Raw genomic sequence first — 16,451 nt, forward strand, 5'->3', positions numbered from 1 at the left:
TAATTTACTTAATCTCTAATCTCATAACCGCCCAAGTCTTAACTACAGTAAAACCTGCTGCATCATACATTCTTTTAGCATTATTTTCAATTCCTGTGAATATGGACATAAAGCTTGCCCCTTCTTTCTTAAAGCTTTCACAGAGCATGAAAAATAATAATTTTCCTATACCATAGCCTTGGTGGCTTGAAGCAACACCTATACCTGAAAACTTTCCTCTGCCGCTAGGTTGTATTTCAAGAGGACCGGTAAAGCCGCAAATCTTTCCATTATCTGAAGCAACTACAATTGGGAAAGGCTTTGGTAATGCTAAATTGTCGTTTATTTCCTTTCTCCATAGCTCATGCTTTAAATCATCAAATAGTCCATCAAACCCATGATCCGTAGCTTCATCATAATATCCTATTTTAATTCCTTTTTCTTTAAGCTCATTAAGCTTAGCAATAGATTTTTCATCAAGCTCAAACTTAGCAAGATCAAGATACATGGAGACTTCTTTTGTTCTAACTACATAACCATGCTTTTGAAAAAATTGATAACCTGTGCCATCTACATCAACGCCAGGAGCATTTGGATGGTCATGCTTTCCCTCTGAGCCTGGTATAAGCCATTCAAGATTTATAGGGTTAAAGAATATAATTTGAATCATTCTCTTTCCGCTGCCTATAAGAAAATCTTCAACTGCTTTTAAAAGAGCACTTCCATAGCCTTTGCTTCTATAATTTTTATCAACTAAAACAAAAGTTAAGTATCCTGGTGTATTTTCAAAGGTTTCTCCCGGAAGATACTCTTTTTTATAAAGACCGTTTGCAAAGCCGATAACCTTTTCATCTTCAATAGCAACAAAGGTTCCTTCATAGCTAAAATGAATATTGTTTATAAACTTATCTCTAAAACTCTCTTCAGTAAAAGGTTTATAAGGCATTTCGTTTTCACAGGATTTGTTCCAAAGGCTTATAACCTCTCCGATGTGAGAGTCATTAAATCTTACAATTTCCATCATAAAAACCTCCCTATTTATATGAACTTATTATTGGTATTTAAGTATATAATACACCTATAAGAAAAAGTTTTCAATAATTATTTTCACATTAGTATTTATTTTAAGAAAATTTGTTTCACGAGCAACAAAAAAGTAGAAGTGAGATTCTCACTTCTACTTTATCTTTATATATTATTCTTCAAATAATTTACTTACTGAAATATCTTCGTAAATTCTTCTAATAGCATCCGCAAATACCGGAGCTACTGAAAGGAATTTAAACTTGTCAATCATTTTACTTTCTGGAAGCGCTATAGTGTTAAGCATTATAAGTTCCTCAATAGCTGAAGCTTGAATTCTTTCTATAGCTGGTCCTGATAAAACTGCATGTGTGCAGCAAGCATAAACTTCCTTAGCACCCATATCTGAAAGTGCATTTGCACCATTGCAGATTGTTCCTGCTGTGTCTATAACATCATCTATAAGTATAACTATTTTATCTCTAACGTCTCCAATAACATTCATTATTTCAGAAACGTTGGCTTTTGGTCTTCTCTTGTCTATAATTGCTATTGGAGCGTGAAGCTTATCTGCAAGCTTTCTTGCTCTAGTAACACTTCCAAGGTCAGGAGAAACAACAACTACGTCTTCCCTTTCTGCAAAACCCTTGCTTATAAAGTATTTTGCAAGAATAGGCACGCCAAGAAGATGATCAACAGGAATGTTGAAGTATCCCTGAATTTGCGGAGCATGTAAATCCATTGTCAAAACTCTGTCTGCTCCAGCTGCAGCTATCATATCAGCAACAAGCTTAGCTGTAATTGGATCTCTTGCCTTTGCCTTTCTGTCTTGTCTAGCATAACCATAATATGGCATAACAGCAGTTATTCTTCCTGCTGATGCCCTCTTAAAGGCATCAATCATTATTAATAGTTCCATAAGGTTATCATTTACTGGAGCATTTGTTGATTGAACAACGAAAACGTCAGCGCCTCTAACTGTCTCATTGATATTAACAGCAATTTCTCCGTCACTGAATCTTCCAACCTCTGATGCACCTACTGGCACTCCTAAAATATCTGCCATTTCTTTAGCTAGTTCTGGGTTCGAATTAGCTGTGAAAATTTTTATTCCCTTGCCATGTGTTATCATAAGTTATTTTCCTCCTATTTTTTGACTATTTCTTTAGTCCTTTTTTTTCAACCCATCCTTCAATATTGACCTGCTTAGCTCTTGCCACAGCTAAAGCTCCTTCTGGGACTTCGTTGGTTATTGTTGATCCAGCAGCAGTATAAGCATTTGGCTTAACTTCAACTGGAGAAACTAAGTTTGTATTACAGCCTATAAAGGCATTGTCACCAATAATTGTCTTATGCTTCTTCTTTCCGTCATAATTAACAACAACAGTACCACATCCAAAGTTGCAGTTCTTGCCAACTTCAGCATCACCTATATAAGTAAGATGAGAAACCTTTGTATTGTCTCCTATTGTAGACTTTTTAATTTCAACAAAATCACCTATTCTAGCATTCTTGCCTATAACACTTTCTGGTCTTATATAGGCAAATGGGCCAACTGTAGTGCCTTCTCCAACCCTGCTGTCTATAACAACTGAGCTTTGAATTTCAACTTCATTTTCTATAATACTGTCAGCTATCCTTGAATTTGGATAAAGAATACAGTTTTCACCAACAATAGTCTTTCCTTCAAGCATATTATTTGGATACACTATAGTGTCACGTCCAATCTCAACATCACTTCCAATATAAGTGCTGTTTGGATCAATAATAGTAACACCATTTTCCATGTGCTTTTTATTTATTCTATTTCTCAAAATGCTTTCAGTTTCTGCAAGCTCAACTCTTGAGTTTACCCCTATAGTTTCCTCAAAGTCAGTAACCATTGCACCAACCTTAAAACCCTCATTCTTTAAAATTCCTATAACATCAGTTAAGTAATATTCACCTTGAGCGTTATTGTTTGTAAGCTTTTCTAAGCTTCTTAAAAGAGACTCTATATCAAAGCAGTACATACCTGCGTTTATTTCCTGAACCTTATATTCTACTTCACTGCAATCCTTAGCTTCAACTATTTTTAAAACTTCACCTTGGGCACTTCTTATAACTCTTCCATAATGAGCAGGATTGTCTATAACAGAAGTAAGTATAGTAGCCTTAAACTCTCCTTCTTCATGGAAAGCTAAGAACTTATTAACTGTTTCTTCTTTAATAAGAGGGGCATCCCCTGTAAAAATTGCTACAACTCCTGTCTTGCCACTTAAGAAGTCTTTAGCAGACATAACTGCATGGCCTGTTCCAAGCTGTTTCTCTTGAAGTGAATAACTTACATTTCTATCTGCGGTTCCAGCCTTAACCTTTTCTGAACCTTTTCCTACTATTACATTAACATCTTCAATTCCAGCCTTCCTCATGATGTCGATAACATGATTAACCATTTCCTTACCGCACACTTTGTGAAGTACCTTAGGAGTTTCAGATTTCATTCTTTTTCCTTCACCAGCAGCTAGTATAGCAGCGCATCTATACATAAATACCCTCCTTAATTATCACACTATGTAGAATTGTTCTTAGCATTTCTGCTTAACTATTATATAAATTGTATATCACATTCTATTATTCATAACAAAATCGCCTCTTATATTATATTTTATACGTCATTAATTTGCAACCTTACAGCGAAATTTGTCAAAAAATAAAAAGGAGTCTAAACTCCCTTTTATTTACTCTTCCGAGCTAGTTATTTCTTCACTTTTCACTTTTTCATATTCAGCTAGGATAAATTGTTGAATTTTCTCTCTAGTTGAAGTATTAATAGGGTGCGCTATGTCTTTGAATTCTCCGTCTGGAGTTTTTCTGCTTGGCATAGCAATGAAAAGGCCATTTTGTCCTTCTATAACCTTGATGTCATGAACGACGAACTCGTTGTCAAAAGTTACGGAAACAATTGCCTTCATCTTTCCCTCTGCAGCAACCTTTCTAACTCTTACATCTGTAATTTGCATAAAAACCACCTCCACGATGCTTATGTCAATATAATATTCTCCATATTTTTTATTTTTCCTGCTTATTTTTCAAAATATTTAATATTTTTTTGAATATTTTACTATTTGAAGTGTCTGGATGGAAATACTATTGCACTTTCTTCTTCATCTATACCACTAAACTCTACTAGAGAAATGCGCTCCTCTACTAACTTTTTAGTATCTTCAACGTCTTCAACAAGAATTCCTATCCCAACAAGAGTGCTGTCGAATTCTTTTAAAAGATTAATTATGCCTGTTACAGTACCTCCAGCTTTCATAAAGTCATCTATAAAAATACATTTACTTCCATTTCTTAAAGCCTTTCTTGACAGTGACATGGTTTGAATTCTTTTACTGGAACCTGTTACATAATTTATACTTACTGTTGTTCCTTCAGTAACCTTATTATCTCTTCTGACTATAACAAGAGGAACTCCCAGCATGCTTGCCACTTCATAAGCTAATGGAATACCTTTAGTTTCAACAGTAACCACACAGTCCACTGATTTATTGTGAAATTCGGAAGCTAAGATAATTCCTGCTTTCCTTATTATTTCTGGGTTATACATTATATCTGTCATATATATGAAATTTCCTGGTATTATTCTATCCTTTTCCCTTAAAACAGAACAAAGCTCATCTATAAAGCTCTTTCTCTCTTCCTTTGAAACCCCGCACACATATCTAACACCACCTGCAGCACCTGCAACAGTATCTATTCTTCCCATATCAAATTTGTTTAAAGTTTCCTTAACAACAAGTATATCCTCACTAACTGTAGATTTTGCAGCATTAAATTTTTCCGTAAATTCACTTAAATTTATAACCTTATTTGGATTTTCTATAAGAATCTTTGTAATGGCAGCTATTCTTGTATTTCTGCTGAACTTTTCCATAATATTATCCCCTTTGTATTCCTTATTCGTACATAAAGATTATCAATCCTTATGCCCTTTGTATTCCTTATTTGCCCACAAGGCCTGTCAATTCTATTGTTCTTTTAAAATATACGAACTTTCCAAGCTATAAATGTAGTTATTATTCATATTGTATTCCATTTCATAAATATTATCAATATTTATGTAGGGTCAGGGTGTTTCTTTCAAGGAAATTTGTATATAATGATATAATAGAGTGAAATTTCAATGATATAAAAGGTCTAAATGGTATTTTTATGGTCAGAATACTGGGTTTGAATAATGTCTGCCGAGTAAACTGTCCAGTGCAACGAGTGAAAGGAGTTGATACTTTGTCATTTGATTTTTTAAAAGATACTCATAAAAAGATACACTTTATTGGTATTGGTGGGATAAGCATGAGCGGTCTTGCAGAAATTCTTTTAGAAAACAACTATAGAGTTTCTGGTTCTGATATGAAGGCCTCCAATATAACAGATAAGCTTGAAAAGCAAGGAGCTGAAGTTTTTATTGGTCATGACGAAAGAAATATAAATGATGTGGACTTAGTAGTTTATACCGCTGCAGTTTCTGAGGATAATCCGGAGCTTCGCAAAGCTCGGGAGTTAAAGCTTCCTATAATGGATAGAGCAGAGTTTTTAGGTCATATAATGAAGGGACACAAATATAATGTAGCTATTTCAGGAACTCATGGAAAGACTACAACTACCTCCATGGTTTCACACATATTCCTTCACGCTAATTTAGATCCTACCATATTGGTAGGTGGAGAACTAGATATAATCGATGGAAATGTTAGAACAGGCAAAAGTGAGTACTTTATAACAGAAGCTTGTGAATATAAAGCCTCCTTCTTAAAGTTTTTCCCTTATGTTGGAGTTATAACAAATATAGAAGCAGACCATCTTGATTTTTATAGAAACATAGATCATATTCAAGACACCTTTATTGAATTTACAAAGCTTATTCCAAAGGACGGCTATTTAGTTGCCTATGCTGATGATGAGAAAGTTAAAGCTGTTATTACTTCTGCAGAGTGCAATGTAATAACCTATGGAATTAATGCCGGAGAGATTCAGGCCAAGAACATAACCTTTAATGATAGAGGCTGTGCAGATTTTGATGTATACAGAAACGGAACAAAGCTGTTTGCTGCAAATTTAAATGTGCCTGGAATACACAATGTACTTAATGGTCTGGCTAGTATATGTGTTGGCTTAAGCCTCAATGTTCCTAACGCCGATATAATAGAAGGCCTTGCAAATTTCTACGGAACACACAGACGTTTTGAGATAAAAGGAGTTAAGGATGGAGTTACAGTTGTAGACGATTATGCTCATCATCCAACTGAAATCAAAGCTACTCTTGATGCTTCTAAAAACTTTCCTCACAAGAAGATTTATTGCGTGTTCCAGCCTCATACTTATACAAGAACTTTAACTTTATTTGATGATTTTACACGTTGTTTCTCCAATGCTGATGAAATTATCCTGGCAGACATTTATGCTGCAAGAGAGAATTTCACTAAACTTATAAGCTCTGACATGCTTGGGGATAAGATTAGAGAGCTTGGTCAATCCTGTCATAACTTCCACAGCTTTGAAGAAATTGTTGATTTTCTAAAAGCAAACCTTAAGGATGGAGATCTTCTCTTGACTGTAGGCGCTGGAGATGTTTATAAAATTGGGGAAATGTATTTAAATTCATAAAAAAGGTGTAGGAGCAGCTCCTACACTTTTTTACTATTTAACTTTAAAGTCTGAACATACTTAGAAACTATTTGTGCTGAACCTTTAGCCTTAAGGCCTTCTACGGTGCTGGTAAATATATTTTTGCTAAGAAAGTTAATCTGCTCTTTTATGTGGTAAAATGTTTTAGTAACGCTAATGAAGGGATTGAAAATTATATGATAAATACAATTTTATTTGACCTGGATGGAACACTTCTTCCTATGGATATGAAGGCTTTTGAAAAGTTATATTTTGGAGCTATGGCTGAGTACTTAAAAGACCTAATCGGACCAAAGGAGCTTGTTAAAAACATATGGGCTTCTACGAATGCGATGATTGCAAATGTTGAGTATAAAACAAACGAAGAAATCTTTATGGAAGACTTTAAGACTAGAATAGATGGAGATATAGTTACCTATAAAGAACGCTTTGATAAGTTTTATGATGAAGAATTTATTAAGGCAAAAGCTGCTGTTTATGAAAGCAAGCTTATGCAGGAAAGCGTAAAGCTTCTAAAAGAAAAAGGTTATAAACTTGTTATAGCAACAAATCCACTATTTCCTCTAAAGGCTATACATCATAGAATTCGCTGGGCAGGCTTTGAACCATCAGAGTTTCAATACATAACCTGCTACGAGCAAAATCACTACTGCAAGCCTCAATTAAAATACTACGACGAAATTCTAAAAGAAATAGAGAAAACTCCAGAGGAGTGCATGATGGTAGGAAATGATGTGCAGGAAGATTTGATTGCTGGAAAACTTGGACTAAAGACCTTTTTAATAAAAGATTGCCTGCTTCATAGAACAGAAGATGAAATCGCTGCAGACTATCAAGGAGATTATGAAGGTTTCTATGAATTTGTAAAAGGACTTCCTTCACTGAAATAGGAGCTGTTTTGTAAAAAAGTTCTGATATAGTGGGTGGAATTTGACCTGCTACATATCAGCACTTTTTTACAAAATATAAATTATTGTTTTTCCGCGTTTAAATAAACAGTTCTCAGTTCATCTTTAGTAAGCAGCCACTCCACCAGAAATCCCATCAAGATAATACCTGGCAAATTTACTGCAAACCTTACAAATGTAAATTTATATCCGAGTGCTGTAAGCTCAAACATTACAGTTGGTATCTTGGTTACACACCAGGCATTCATAAAAATTATTAAGTTGCTAAACTTAACTCCTTTTCTTAAAAGTACTGCAGCAAAAGGAAACGCAGCGTACATTGGTCCAGCTGCTAAAGAACCTATAAGTATGGATAACCCAATTCCTAAGATTCCAGAGTCCTCCCCCATGTACTTCATCATTCTTTCCCTTGGAACCCAAACATCCATAAGTCCTAACAAAAGCATAATAGGCGGCAATACTGAAAGCATCTGCCTAAGACTTGAACCTGCCAAGCTAAAAGTTTTAAAGCCTATATCCTTACTTATCAAAGTAATAATTAAAGTGATAGAGAAAGCTGCAATAAAGAAGCTATATCTCTTTACTAGGTTATTAATCATACGCCACCTACCACCTTTTCTATAACATAAGCTACTATAAACGAAAAAATAAAGGCTATGAAGTTTCTATAAAAAGCAGCCTTTTTACCAATATATTTCGCTTCAAGTCCGTAAGTAACTACTCCAACCAAAGTCAAAGTTGATACAAGTGCTCCAACCTGCGCAAAGCCTGCACCGTTTTTTAGCAGCATATCGGCTGTTGGAAAAGCTACAAAGGTAGGCATCAAAGTCACAGAACCAACTACTGCAGCAATAATTACCCCAATTATTCCAGATTCATTTCCGATAACTTTAGAAATAACCTCTGGCTTTAATACCGCAAGAGTTAATCCAATTATAAAAATTATCCCTAGAAACTGAGGAAGTACATTTTCAAAAGACTTCCAAGCTTTTTTAAGTGCTTTTTTTGTCTTTCCTTTGTCCTTTATATAAGATAATAAAAGCAGTGCCAGTGCACTGCCGTAAAGAATTAATGTTGTCACAAAGCACCCTCCAATAACATAATGCTTAAATTCTTTGTTGTTATTATCAATATATTATTGAAGGAATGATTTTGTGCTTTTAATTTATGCCTACCTTAAAAGCGGCATCATAAAATATTACTGTATTGTTTATCACTGTAAGCTTTTTACTTAACAGAGCCTCGTCATAGACTAATACAGACTGTCCATTAATGATTGAGTTCTCATGCTTCATGTACTCTTTTCCGTCTTCATCTCTTAAGTAAAATGGAAAAACGTTCACTGGAGCCTCTGCATCATAATAAACGTAAGTTTTACCTTCCTTTTCTTCAACCTTTGCTATAGTTAAAAACTTATTAGAACCAATAGGAATTCTTGTTTTACCTTCTAAATTTAGAGGAGCTTCAAATTTATTCTCACCTTGATAGTAATTATAAGGTATCAAAGTGAGCCATTTAAAAGACTTTTCATAATTATTCACACTTTGAGTGTATCTTGTAAGGCCTTTGTCCTCTATAGTAGAACCACCTTCACCCTTTAAAGGTTTTCCTTGATCATCTAGCACTATATAATTGAAGAATAAATTCTGATTGGAACCTGTGCCTTGAAGATAAATTCTGATTGGAGTAATTACTATGCTTTCCAGCTTAGTATTTGGAAATAAGCTGCTTAAGTCTTTATTAATAGCATACTCTTTAACATTTCCCTTTGCTTTTTCACTTTCTACCGTTAAATTAAAGTTCCACTTACCTTCTAATGCTCCTAATTTATCTAAGCTAAGGTCAAGCTCATATTTATTCGGAATCTTAGAGATTGCTATTTTATTGTTATCAACGGGCTTGCCATTTGGCTGAACGCTATTTGCAGAGATGCTGAAGCTCATAGCACCTGAATATATTTTTCTATCCTTATCCTTAAATTCTCCATACCAATTATTAAAGAAAAGATTACTCTTTCCCTTAAGTATCCCTTTTACTCCTTTTTCTGATATCAAAGCTTTAGGATTTAATAAAATATTATCCTTAAACGGCTTTTCGCTTTCTATTGTATAGGAAACTAATAATTCATAGCCGTCATAAATAGCATTGTCAATAGTTACCTTAACCCCATTGCTTTCCTTAGAAATTCCATAATCAGTAATAATTTTTTCGTAACCGCTTCCTATATTAAAATATTTAAGCACACCTTGTAGAGACTGTATATTCTTAGCATAACTAGGTGCTCCAAAACCAATAACTGCCAAACAGATTAGCGCAGCTGCGATGCGTTTTTTTGTGGTTGTGTCAATAAGTTTATGTCCCTTTGGTTCTAAAAAGGCTAAGGTTTCATCTACTCTATTTGAAATCATTTTAGGTACTTCTGTATCAAAATTTTTAGCTATATTTTTAACTTCCATATCAAATGCTTGTTCGTCCATAAAGCTCACTCCCTTTTAAATTTGGCTTTAATACCTCCGCTAATTTCTTTCTAGCTCTGGAAAGTCTTGATTTTACCGTACCTTCGGGAATACTTAGCATTCCCGAAATATCCTTAATAGGCAAATCTTCAAAATAGTATAAGGATGCTACACTTCTTAAATCATTCTCTAAAGTGTTAAGTAGTTCTTGAACAGAAAGACTATCCTCAATATCATTCACTATTCTTTCAGAAGTGATTTCTTCCATGGGTATAATTCTACCCTTTTGCATATTAGTTTTTTTGCACTCATTGATTAAGATTCTTATTAACCAGGTTTTAAAAAACTGTGGTTCCTTAAGGCTTTCTATTGCTTTATAGGCTTTTAATATAGTTTCTTGCATTGCATCAGCACAATCGTTATCAGATTGCAAAATGGCTTTAGACACTCTATACATAGAAGGCTCCAAATACTTAATTAGCTTTGCAAAAGAATCCTTACTGCCCTTTATAGCTAGTCCAACTTCATATTCAAAATCCAAGTTGACAGCTCCTTTCTACGGTCATATTTATTTAAACAAATATACTTCGAAGTTTTGTTTACATCTATTAGATAAAGCTTAGCATAATTTGGTTCACGCAATATTAATTATTATATATAAAATACAAAAGAGCCAAAAGCAGTTTTGCTTAAGGCTCTCTTATCTTATTTAAGCATATCTCTAATAAAACCTAAGATAATCAAATGCACAGGGTAAAAAGCATAAAATAGATATTTAAGCTTTGGTCCTCTTTCTCCATTATAAATCTTAATAAGTATTAGCGATAAAAGACATAACGGCTGTACTCCTAAAGTAAATAAAAGGTTTCTCGACAGATAAATTGCAGGAGTATTAAGGTAAGCTATGCCAGCCTGGGCAAGCTGAGCAAGGATAGTTAACAGTATTACATTCCTAGCCATAAGCTTAAAATTATCATGATTTAAATTAAAGAAAAATACTAACAGCACCCCATAAGCTCCATAATCAGTGTTTATCATTTGGCAGGCTGCAGCTATTATAATTACCATATGAAGCCTTTTGTTTTTATCATAATTGTAAACCGCATACAACCCCATGGCTAAAGTAAAAAATACATTTAGGTACAAGCTTTTAGTATTAAAGGCATACATAAATGGCAGCTGAGATATAAGAGCAAATAAAACTAGTCTCCCAAGGTAATCCGTTAAATCTTTTGTTTTTCTATAGCCCTCTGCTATAAAATAAGCGAATAATGGAAAGGCGAGCCTTCCTATTACCCTCAGCCATATAACCTTAGGAAAAAATATATATCCCATATGATCTATAAGCATAACTACGCAAGCAAAGAGTTTTAACTGAGCTGAATTCATGAATTTATCCCCCTTTAGATGCAAACCATTTTATTCCATATGTAATTATGGTAACATATTTATTAGCATTTTAAAATGTTTATGTTAATACTATATATAAGCTAAACAAAAAACTCAACAAGACATTGATTTAAGTCCTGATGAGTTTTTAATAACTAGTTCTTTTCCGGTACATAAATAAGATGCTTTATGTTTGTATATTGATTAATTAAATCATCGCCTTCTACTATTCCAATACTATACTGGCTTGGGAGGGTATTTGCATATTCAATAGCTTCACTTGTTGCACAGCCTGTAGTAATTATAAGACCATTTTTTATACAGTCCGCCTCCATAACCCCTACTAGTTTTCTAACTGTCTCAAGTTCCACCTTATGTTCCGCATTTTTATCATAGCTATATCTTTTACATTCAACATAATAGGTTTCAGTTCCTCTTTTACAAACTATATCTTTTCCCCCATCAGGTCCAGCCTGACTTATTTCAATATTTGTAAAGCCCTTCGCCGCAATAAATTCTGCACACCATTCCTCAAACTCACGCGGAGTATAATTATATAAATCTTCCTTACTTAAAACTCCCAGCTTTAAGTCCTGAATATACTCTTTTTTTCTTCTGGTTTCCTTTATTACATTTATAGCTTGATAAACTCTTTGAACAAATAAAAGTATAACCAAAACTGTTAATGTAGCTTTTAAAAAATTGGATACGTCATTGAAAATAATATCTATAATATTCATATTTTTTCTCCTCAACCTATTAAGCCTGAAGCTACTCTTGATGTTATCTCTCTTTTTCTTATCTTTCGCAGTTCTTTAGTTAGTGCTGCACCATCTATTAAGACTATCAAGTAGTCCTTTGATAAAGACCTTACATATTCAATTGCTTCCTTTGTAAAATCGCCAGTGGTAATAATAACGCCGCTTTTGACCCTGTCATGCACCAATGCACCCACAAATTTTTGAACCTCAGGTCTGCCTATAGCTTTATAGCTATCATCTACATTCTTTTTCTGTTTGTTTTTCTCACTGTCTTTCAATTGATATAGCCTTGTGCTTATATAGGTTGGATTTTTATTATTTGTTGATATAAAACTAATCCCACCCTCAAAATTCTCAGAAACATTTTTTAAGTTTCTATAATGCATGTTTTTTAGAAAATACTTACACCATTCCTGAAACTCTCTATCAGTGAACCTGCTGCTTAAATAATATCTTGATAAAAAGCCATACTTAACATATTCAGAATTAAATTTACTATTTATTTTATTCTCAATAAATTTAACGAGCTTACTTGAAAATATTAACACTAATACAAATACAAGCAGTGCAGTCATACTATTTTCACCGTTCCTTAAATATTTATATATTCTTATATTTTTATATTAATAAATCTTTCCACTATTTTCATTTATATACTGATGCTAAATCTTTTCATATAAAAAGGAGCAACCCTATATATGGCTACTCCTTGGCTAATATTTTTATTTTATTGTTTTCTCCGGTACTTCCCTTACAAATTTCTTCTTTTGCTCTAAAATAGTCCCCATTAAACGTCTGCACTCTAGAAATATACTTTAAAAATCCAGAGTAGCCCAATTCGGCAATTAAAGCTTTGGTACCCTTTTCAATTATCTCCATGTCTCTTTCACTTAAATCCATAATTATACCCCCATTAATCCATAATTGCTTCTACATGTAAATTACTTATTTATAGTATGTAAGTTGTTTAAAAGTTGTTACACTTTATATAGCTTTTTAAGAAATTAAATTGTATCACTTTGTAATTTTCTTAAGCAATATTATAGTATGAGGTTTTACTTTTTATAACCTGCATCCGAAACTATACATACCTCCAATAAAATTATGGACAAGTAATTAGTTTTTAAACCTAAACAAGTAAATTATTTAAATATATTTTCAAAAGAAGCTATTTCCTATACTCTTCTCTAAGCTCCTTAGCCCTCCCTATAGAACCTCCGAGCTGTTTCCAAACATAATTATGATCTTCAACACCTTGTGAGTAATCGCTTTTCTCCCATCTTGATATAATATTCATTATTTCTGAATAAGCCGCTTTGCCAAACAAATTATTATTTTTCTCAACTTTTTCTTTTAAAACTCTAACACTTTCTTTAGTTATTTTCTCTTCGCCCCAAACTTCGCCATCTACAGATACTATTAGACTATTAGCAAGTTTATGCATCTGTTCGTATACGCCCATTTCTATTTTATACTCCTGCGTCTTAATTTCATTGTTAAAAACTTTGTTTGTAGTTTCTACTAAAGCTGCCTTTTCAGTTTCCTTATTAAAAGCTTGAACCAATTCAGTGTTAGTATTATATTCAAAACTAGCGCCATGAGTTTTAGTATAAATATTAAAGCTTACAGTTCCTATTACAGATAATACAATCAAACTCTTTATACTTAAAGCTGCACGTGATTTCATATTTTCTCTCCATTCTTCATATACTAGTTCTTGTTCTTATATAATACCATAAACTGTAATATTTTTACAATTGTGCAATTACCCAATTTTCCGTAAACGCCCAATCCAATAAACACTAATAGCTTAAGCCATATGTTTTACAACATAAAGCTTTATATGATATAATCATGTTGAAAATATTTTTAGAATATTGTACCCAATTTAATAATTATTAATTAATAATATTATTAATTGTTCAATTACATTTTATCTTAAAGAGATGTCTTAACTTCTCGATAATCAAACTAAAAGGAGGTGATACTTTGGCATTAGAGGAAATACAGGAAATAAAAAGAGTAGAGCAGGAAGCAGCAGATATAATAAGAGTTGCTGAGGTCGAAGCAAAGGACATGCTTAAGAACGCAAATAGCGAAGCAGCCCTAAAGTACAATTCTACTTTAGAAGAAATAAAAGCTGGAGCTAAAGCAATAGTTGATGAGTCTGTCTCCTCAGCAGAAAAAGAAGCCGCAGAAATTATTGAAAAAGGTAGATCCAATATTTCAGACATTTTAAATTTACCCAAAGTGAAGCTTGATAGAGCTTCAAAATTAATTATTGAAAGGATAGTAAATAGCAATGGCAATAGTTAGAATGAATAAATTTACTCTTGTAGCCTTTGAAGCGCATAAGAATAAAATTCTTAAGAAGCTTCAGGCCTTTGGAGAAGTTGAATTTATCAATCTACAAAGCAAAAGGCTAGAAGAAGAGAATGAAGCTTTAAGTTTTTTAAAGGAAGATGTAGTTAATTCATCTGCTAGGGATATTGAAGACAATCTGTCTAAACTAAGAACTGCCATTGAGTTTCTAAAAAACTATGTTCCTAAGGAATCAGGCCTGAAGGCTTTAAAAGAAGGAAAACCTGTTTTAACCTATGAAGACCTGAAGGAATATGGAAATGATGAGATATGGAAGGATATTTATTACTCAATAAAAAGCAAGGAAGAACGTCTAAGCGCAATTGACAATAGCTCATCAAGGCTTAGGTCTGAGCTTGATGAACTATATCCTTGGAGAAAGCTTGATATACCTTTCAATAATTTAGAAGGTATGAAACATGTAGCTTATTTTATTGGGACTATACCAACTCAGCAGGAAGATAAACTCAGAACTGAACTGGATGATAAACTTCAGTATCATCATATAGAGGCTATCGACAGAGACGCTGCAAATGCTTATATTCTAGTGTTTGCTCACAAAGATCAACACAAGGAAGCCGAGGAAATTTTAAAAAGCTTTGAGTTTTCAGAGGTAAAACTAAGTTACAAAGATAAACCTTCAGAGATTATGAGCAAGCTTAATAAGGAATTAGAAAATCTCCAAAAGGAAAAACCAGCAATTTACGAAGAGCTTAGCGCCTTTTCTGATAAACTGACTACTCTTGAGAGAGCTCACGAGTATTATGAAAACAAGCTAATAAGGCTTACTTCCAGTGAGAACTTCTTAAAGAGTGACAGAACTGTTATTATCTCTGGATGGATTCCTGCTGACAAAACCGAATTTATGGAAAGCTGTATAAGAGAAATAGTAGGAAATAATTATATTCTAAGCTTCTCTGAGGTTAAAGAAGAAGACTTGGATTATGTTCCAACTAAGCTTAAGAACGGTAAGTTCGTTAGCGCTTTTGAGTCAATTACTTCAATGTTTAGCATGCCTAGATATGATGGATTTGACCCAACGCCACTAGTTGCTCCCTTCTACTTCATCTTCTTTGGAATGATGGTGGCTGATGCAGGCTATGGTTTAATAACCTTTTTGATAGCTTGGTTTGCACTAAAGAAACTCAAACTTGAAGAAGGCACCAAAAACTTCTTAACCTTCTTCATGTATCTTGGAATCTCCACTACCATTTGGGGACTAATTTTTGGTTCAGTATTTGGCGATGCTGTCAAAATACCTGCACTTATAAGTCAGACCGAAGATATATTTATGATTGTTTATTTATCTATCGGCTTTGGAGCATTTCAAATACTAGTTGCTCTTTTAACTAAAGCCTATATAATAGGAAAGTCTGACAGTTGGCTTCATGCATTTTATGATGCAGGAGCTTGGATAATAACCTTAGTTTCTGTTGGTTTATTGCTTGCTACAGGCTCACCAATTGCAAAATACGCTATGTTCTTTGGCATGATAGTAATTATCCTAACCAACGGAAGAGATGCAAAATCAACTGGTGGAAAGCTAGCTAGCGGGCTCTATGCTTTATACGGAATCACAGGATATATAGGAGATCTAATTTCTTATATAAGACTTATGGCCTTAGGTATGGCAGGTGCTTCTATAGCGGGCGCTATGAACCTCATCATAGGCTATATACCTGGAGTGGCTTTCTTTATTGTAGGACCACTGCTCTTTGTTCTTATTCATATATTCAACCTGTTATTGAGTCTTCTAGGAGCTTACGTTCACTCTCTAAGGCTTCAGTATGTTGAATTCTTCGGTAAATTCTACTCAGGTGGCGGAAGACCCTTTGAACCATTTAAAATGAAAAATAATTATATAAAAATAAAGTAATTTAATATTTAAGGAGGAACTTTTTATT

The 16,451-nt window shown here is 33.6% G+C and carries 18 protein-coding genes; 4 read left to right on the forward strand and 14 right to left on the reverse strand.

The window, feature by feature from the left end:
• Nucleotides 1–4: 4 nt before the first annotated feature.
• The 5 genes from NBE98_RS11655 to purR all read right to left on the reverse strand — a co-directional run bounded on the left by NBE98_RS11655 (nt 5) and on the right by purR (nt 4,921).
• Nucleotides 5–1,003, reverse strand: a complete 999-nt coding sequence (locus NBE98_RS11655) for a GNAT family N-acetyltransferase (protein ID WP_250815158.1) — start codon at nt 1,001–1,003, stop codon at nt 5–7.
• A 171-nt stretch (nt 1,004–1,174) separates the two neighbouring features.
• Nucleotides 1,175–2,134: a ribose-phosphate diphosphokinase gene (locus NBE98_RS11660; RefSeq protein WP_250815159.1), complete on the reverse strand. Its 960-nt coding sequence runs from the start codon at nt 2,132–2,134 to the stop codon at nt 1,175–1,177.
• Nucleotides 2,135–2,159: 25 nt separating this feature from the next.
• The gene (gene glmU, locus NBE98_RS11665; RefSeq protein WP_250815160.1) at nt 2,160–3,530 is read right to left on the reverse strand and encodes a bifunctional UDP-N-acetylglucosamine diphosphorylase/glucosamine-1-phosphate N-acetyltransferase GlmU; all 1,371 of its coding nucleotides are present in this window, start codon (nt 3,528–3,530) and stop codon (nt 2,160–2,162) included.
• 192 nt (nt 3,531–3,722) lie between these two features.
• Entirely contained in the window at nt 3,723–4,004 is a 282-nt protein-coding gene (gene spoVG, locus NBE98_RS11670; RefSeq protein ID WP_250815161.1) for a septation regulator SpoVG, read from the reverse strand.
• A 101-nt stretch (nt 4,005–4,105) separates the two neighbouring features.
• Complete coding sequence (gene purR, locus NBE98_RS11675) at nt 4,106–4,921, reverse strand: pur operon repressor (protein ID WP_250815162.1); 816 nt, start codon at nt 4,919–4,921, stop codon at nt 4,106–4,108.
• A 353-nt stretch (nt 4,922–5,274) separates the two neighbouring features.
• Here purR and murC point away from each other — a divergent pair, with 353 nt between their 5' ends.
• Together murC and NBE98_RS11685 are read left to right on the forward strand one after the other, a co-directional pair.
• Complete coding sequence (gene murC / locus NBE98_RS11680; protein WP_250815163.1) at nt 5,275–6,651, forward strand: UDP-N-acetylmuramate--L-alanine ligase; 1,377 nt, start codon at nt 5,275–5,277, stop codon at nt 6,649–6,651.
• Nucleotides 6,652–6,848: 197 nt separating this feature from the next.
• Nucleotides 6,849–7,562, forward strand: a complete 714-nt coding sequence (locus NBE98_RS11685; protein ID WP_250815164.1) for an HAD family hydrolase — start codon at nt 6,849–6,851, stop codon at nt 7,560–7,562.
• An 80-nt stretch (nt 7,563–7,642) separates the two neighbouring features.
• Here the strand turns inward: NBE98_RS11685 and NBE98_RS11690 are convergent, their stop codons facing one another.
• The 9 genes from NBE98_RS11690 to NBE98_RS11730 all read right to left on the reverse strand — a co-directional run bounded on the left by NBE98_RS11690 (nt 7,643) and on the right by NBE98_RS11730 (nt 13,873).
• Nucleotides 7,643–8,179: a permease gene (locus tag NBE98_RS11690; RefSeq protein WP_250815165.1), complete on the reverse strand. Its 537-nt coding sequence runs from the start codon at nt 8,177–8,179 to the stop codon at nt 7,643–7,645.
• On the reverse strand, nt 8,176–8,661 hold the full coding sequence (locus tag NBE98_RS11695) for a permease (protein ID WP_250815166.1): 486 nt from the start codon (nt 8,659–8,661) through the stop codon (nt 8,176–8,178). The genes NBE98_RS11690 and NBE98_RS11695 overlap by 4 nt, the downstream gene beginning before the upstream one ends.
• 79 nt (nt 8,662–8,740) lie before the next feature.
• Entirely contained in the window at nt 8,741–10,057 is a 1,317-nt protein-coding gene (locus NBE98_RS11700) for a DUF4179 domain-containing protein (protein WP_250815167.1), read from the reverse strand.
• Nucleotides 10,038–10,577, reverse strand: a complete 540-nt coding sequence (locus NBE98_RS11705) for a sigma-70 family RNA polymerase sigma factor (RefSeq protein ID WP_250815168.1) — start codon at nt 10,575–10,577, stop codon at nt 10,038–10,040. Before NBE98_RS11705 ends, NBE98_RS11700 begins: the two co-directional genes overlap by 20 nt.
• A gap of 164 nt (nt 10,578–10,741) precedes the next feature.
• Nucleotides 10,742–11,425 carry a TraX family protein gene (locus tag NBE98_RS11710; RefSeq protein WP_250815169.1) on the reverse strand — a complete coding sequence of 228 codons (684 nt, stop codon included), beginning with the start codon at nt 11,423–11,425 and terminating at the stop codon, nt 10,742–10,744.
• A 155-nt stretch (nt 11,426–11,580) separates the two neighbouring features.
• Entirely contained in the window at nt 11,581–12,165 is a 585-nt protein-coding gene (locus NBE98_RS11715) for a restriction endonuclease (protein WP_250815170.1), read from the reverse strand.
• An 11-nt stretch (nt 12,166–12,176) separates the two neighbouring features.
• The gene (locus NBE98_RS11720; RefSeq protein ID WP_250815171.1) at nt 12,177–12,761 is read right to left on the reverse strand and encodes a restriction endonuclease; all 585 of its coding nucleotides are present in this window, start codon (nt 12,759–12,761) and stop codon (nt 12,177–12,179) included.
• 127 nt (nt 12,762–12,888) lie between these two features.
• Nucleotides 12,889–13,086 carry a hypothetical protein gene (locus NBE98_RS11725; protein WP_250815172.1) on the reverse strand — a complete coding sequence of 66 codons (198 nt, stop codon included), beginning with the start codon at nt 13,084–13,086 and terminating at the stop codon, nt 12,889–12,891.
• Between the two features lie 268 nt (nt 13,087–13,354).
• A complete protein-coding gene (locus tag NBE98_RS11730) occupies nt 13,355–13,873 on the reverse strand; it encodes a DUF6241 domain-containing protein (protein WP_250815173.1) in 519 nt (172 codons plus the stop codon).
• Nucleotides 13,874–14,175: 302 nt separating this feature from the next.
• Here NBE98_RS11730 and NBE98_RS11735 point away from each other — a divergent pair, with 302 nt between their 5' ends.
• Together NBE98_RS11735 and NBE98_RS11740 are read left to right on the forward strand one after the other, a co-directional pair.
• Nucleotides 14,176–14,502, forward strand: coding sequence for an ATPase (locus NBE98_RS11735; RefSeq protein ID WP_250815174.1), 327 nt, complete (start codon nt 14,176–14,178; stop codon nt 14,500–14,502).
• A complete protein-coding gene (locus NBE98_RS11740) occupies nt 14,489–16,423 on the forward strand; it encodes a V-type ATP synthase subunit I (RefSeq protein WP_250815175.1) in 1,935 nt (644 codons plus the stop codon). The genes NBE98_RS11735 and NBE98_RS11740 overlap by 14 nt, the downstream gene beginning before the upstream one ends.
• The last annotated feature ends 28 nt before the right edge of the window (nt 16,424–16,451 follow it).

Origin of the sequence: Clostridium swellfunianum, assembly GCF_023656515.1 — a bacterium.
Classification (GTDB): domain Bacteria; phylum Bacillota; class Clostridia; order Clostridiales; family Clostridiaceae; genus Clostridium_AT; species Clostridium_AT swellfunianum.

Bases quoted from the DNA above. Each gene is read 5' to 3' on its own strand.
- NBE98_RS11655 (WP_250815158.1), bottom strand. From the start codon at position 1,003: ATGATGGAAATTGTAAGATTTAATGACTCTCACATCGGAGAGGTTATA.
- NBE98_RS11660 (WP_250815159.1), bottom strand. From the start codon at position 2,134: ATGATAACACATGGCAAGGGAATAAAAATTTTCACAGCTAATTCGAAC.
- glmU (WP_250815160.1), bottom strand. From the start codon at position 3,530: ATGTATAGATGCGCTGCTATACTAGCTGCTGGTGAAGGAAAAAGAATG.
- spoVG (WP_250815161.1), bottom strand. From the start codon at position 4,004: ATGCAAATTACAGATGTAAGAGTTAGAAAGGTTGCTGCAGAGGGAAAG.
- purR (WP_250815162.1), bottom strand. From the start codon at position 4,921: ATGGAAAAGTTCAGCAGAAATACAAGAATAGCTGCCATTACAAAGATT.
- NBE98_RS11685 (WP_250815164.1), top strand. From the start codon at position 6,849: ATGATAAATACAATTTTATTTGACCTGGATGGAACACTTCTTCCTATG.
- NBE98_RS11690 (WP_250815165.1), bottom strand. From the start codon at position 8,179: ATGATTAATAACCTAGTAAAGAGATATAGCTTCTTTATTGCAGCTTTC.
- NBE98_RS11700 (WP_250815167.1), bottom strand. From the start codon at position 10,057: ATGGACGAACAAGCATTTGATATGGAAGTTAAAAATATAGCTAAAAAT.
- NBE98_RS11710 (WP_250815169.1), bottom strand. From the start codon at position 11,425: ATGAATTCAGCTCAGTTAAAACTCTTTGCTTGCGTAGTTATGCTTATA.
- NBE98_RS11715 (WP_250815170.1), bottom strand. From the start codon at position 12,165: ATGAATATTATAGATATTATTTTCAATGACGTATCCAATTTTTTAAAA.
- NBE98_RS11720 (WP_250815171.1), bottom strand. From the start codon at position 12,761: ATGACTGCACTGCTTGTATTTGTATTAGTGTTAATATTTTCAAGTAAG.
- NBE98_RS11725 (WP_250815172.1), bottom strand. From the start codon at position 13,086: ATGGATTTAAGTGAAAGAGACATGGAGATAATTGAAAAGGGTACCAAA.
- NBE98_RS11730 (WP_250815173.1), bottom strand. From the start codon at position 13,873: ATGAAATCACGTGCAGCTTTAAGTATAAAGAGTTTGATTGTATTATCT.
- NBE98_RS11740 (WP_250815175.1), top strand. From the start codon at position 14,489: ATGGCAATAGTTAGAATGAATAAATTTACTCTTGTAGCCTTTGAAGCG.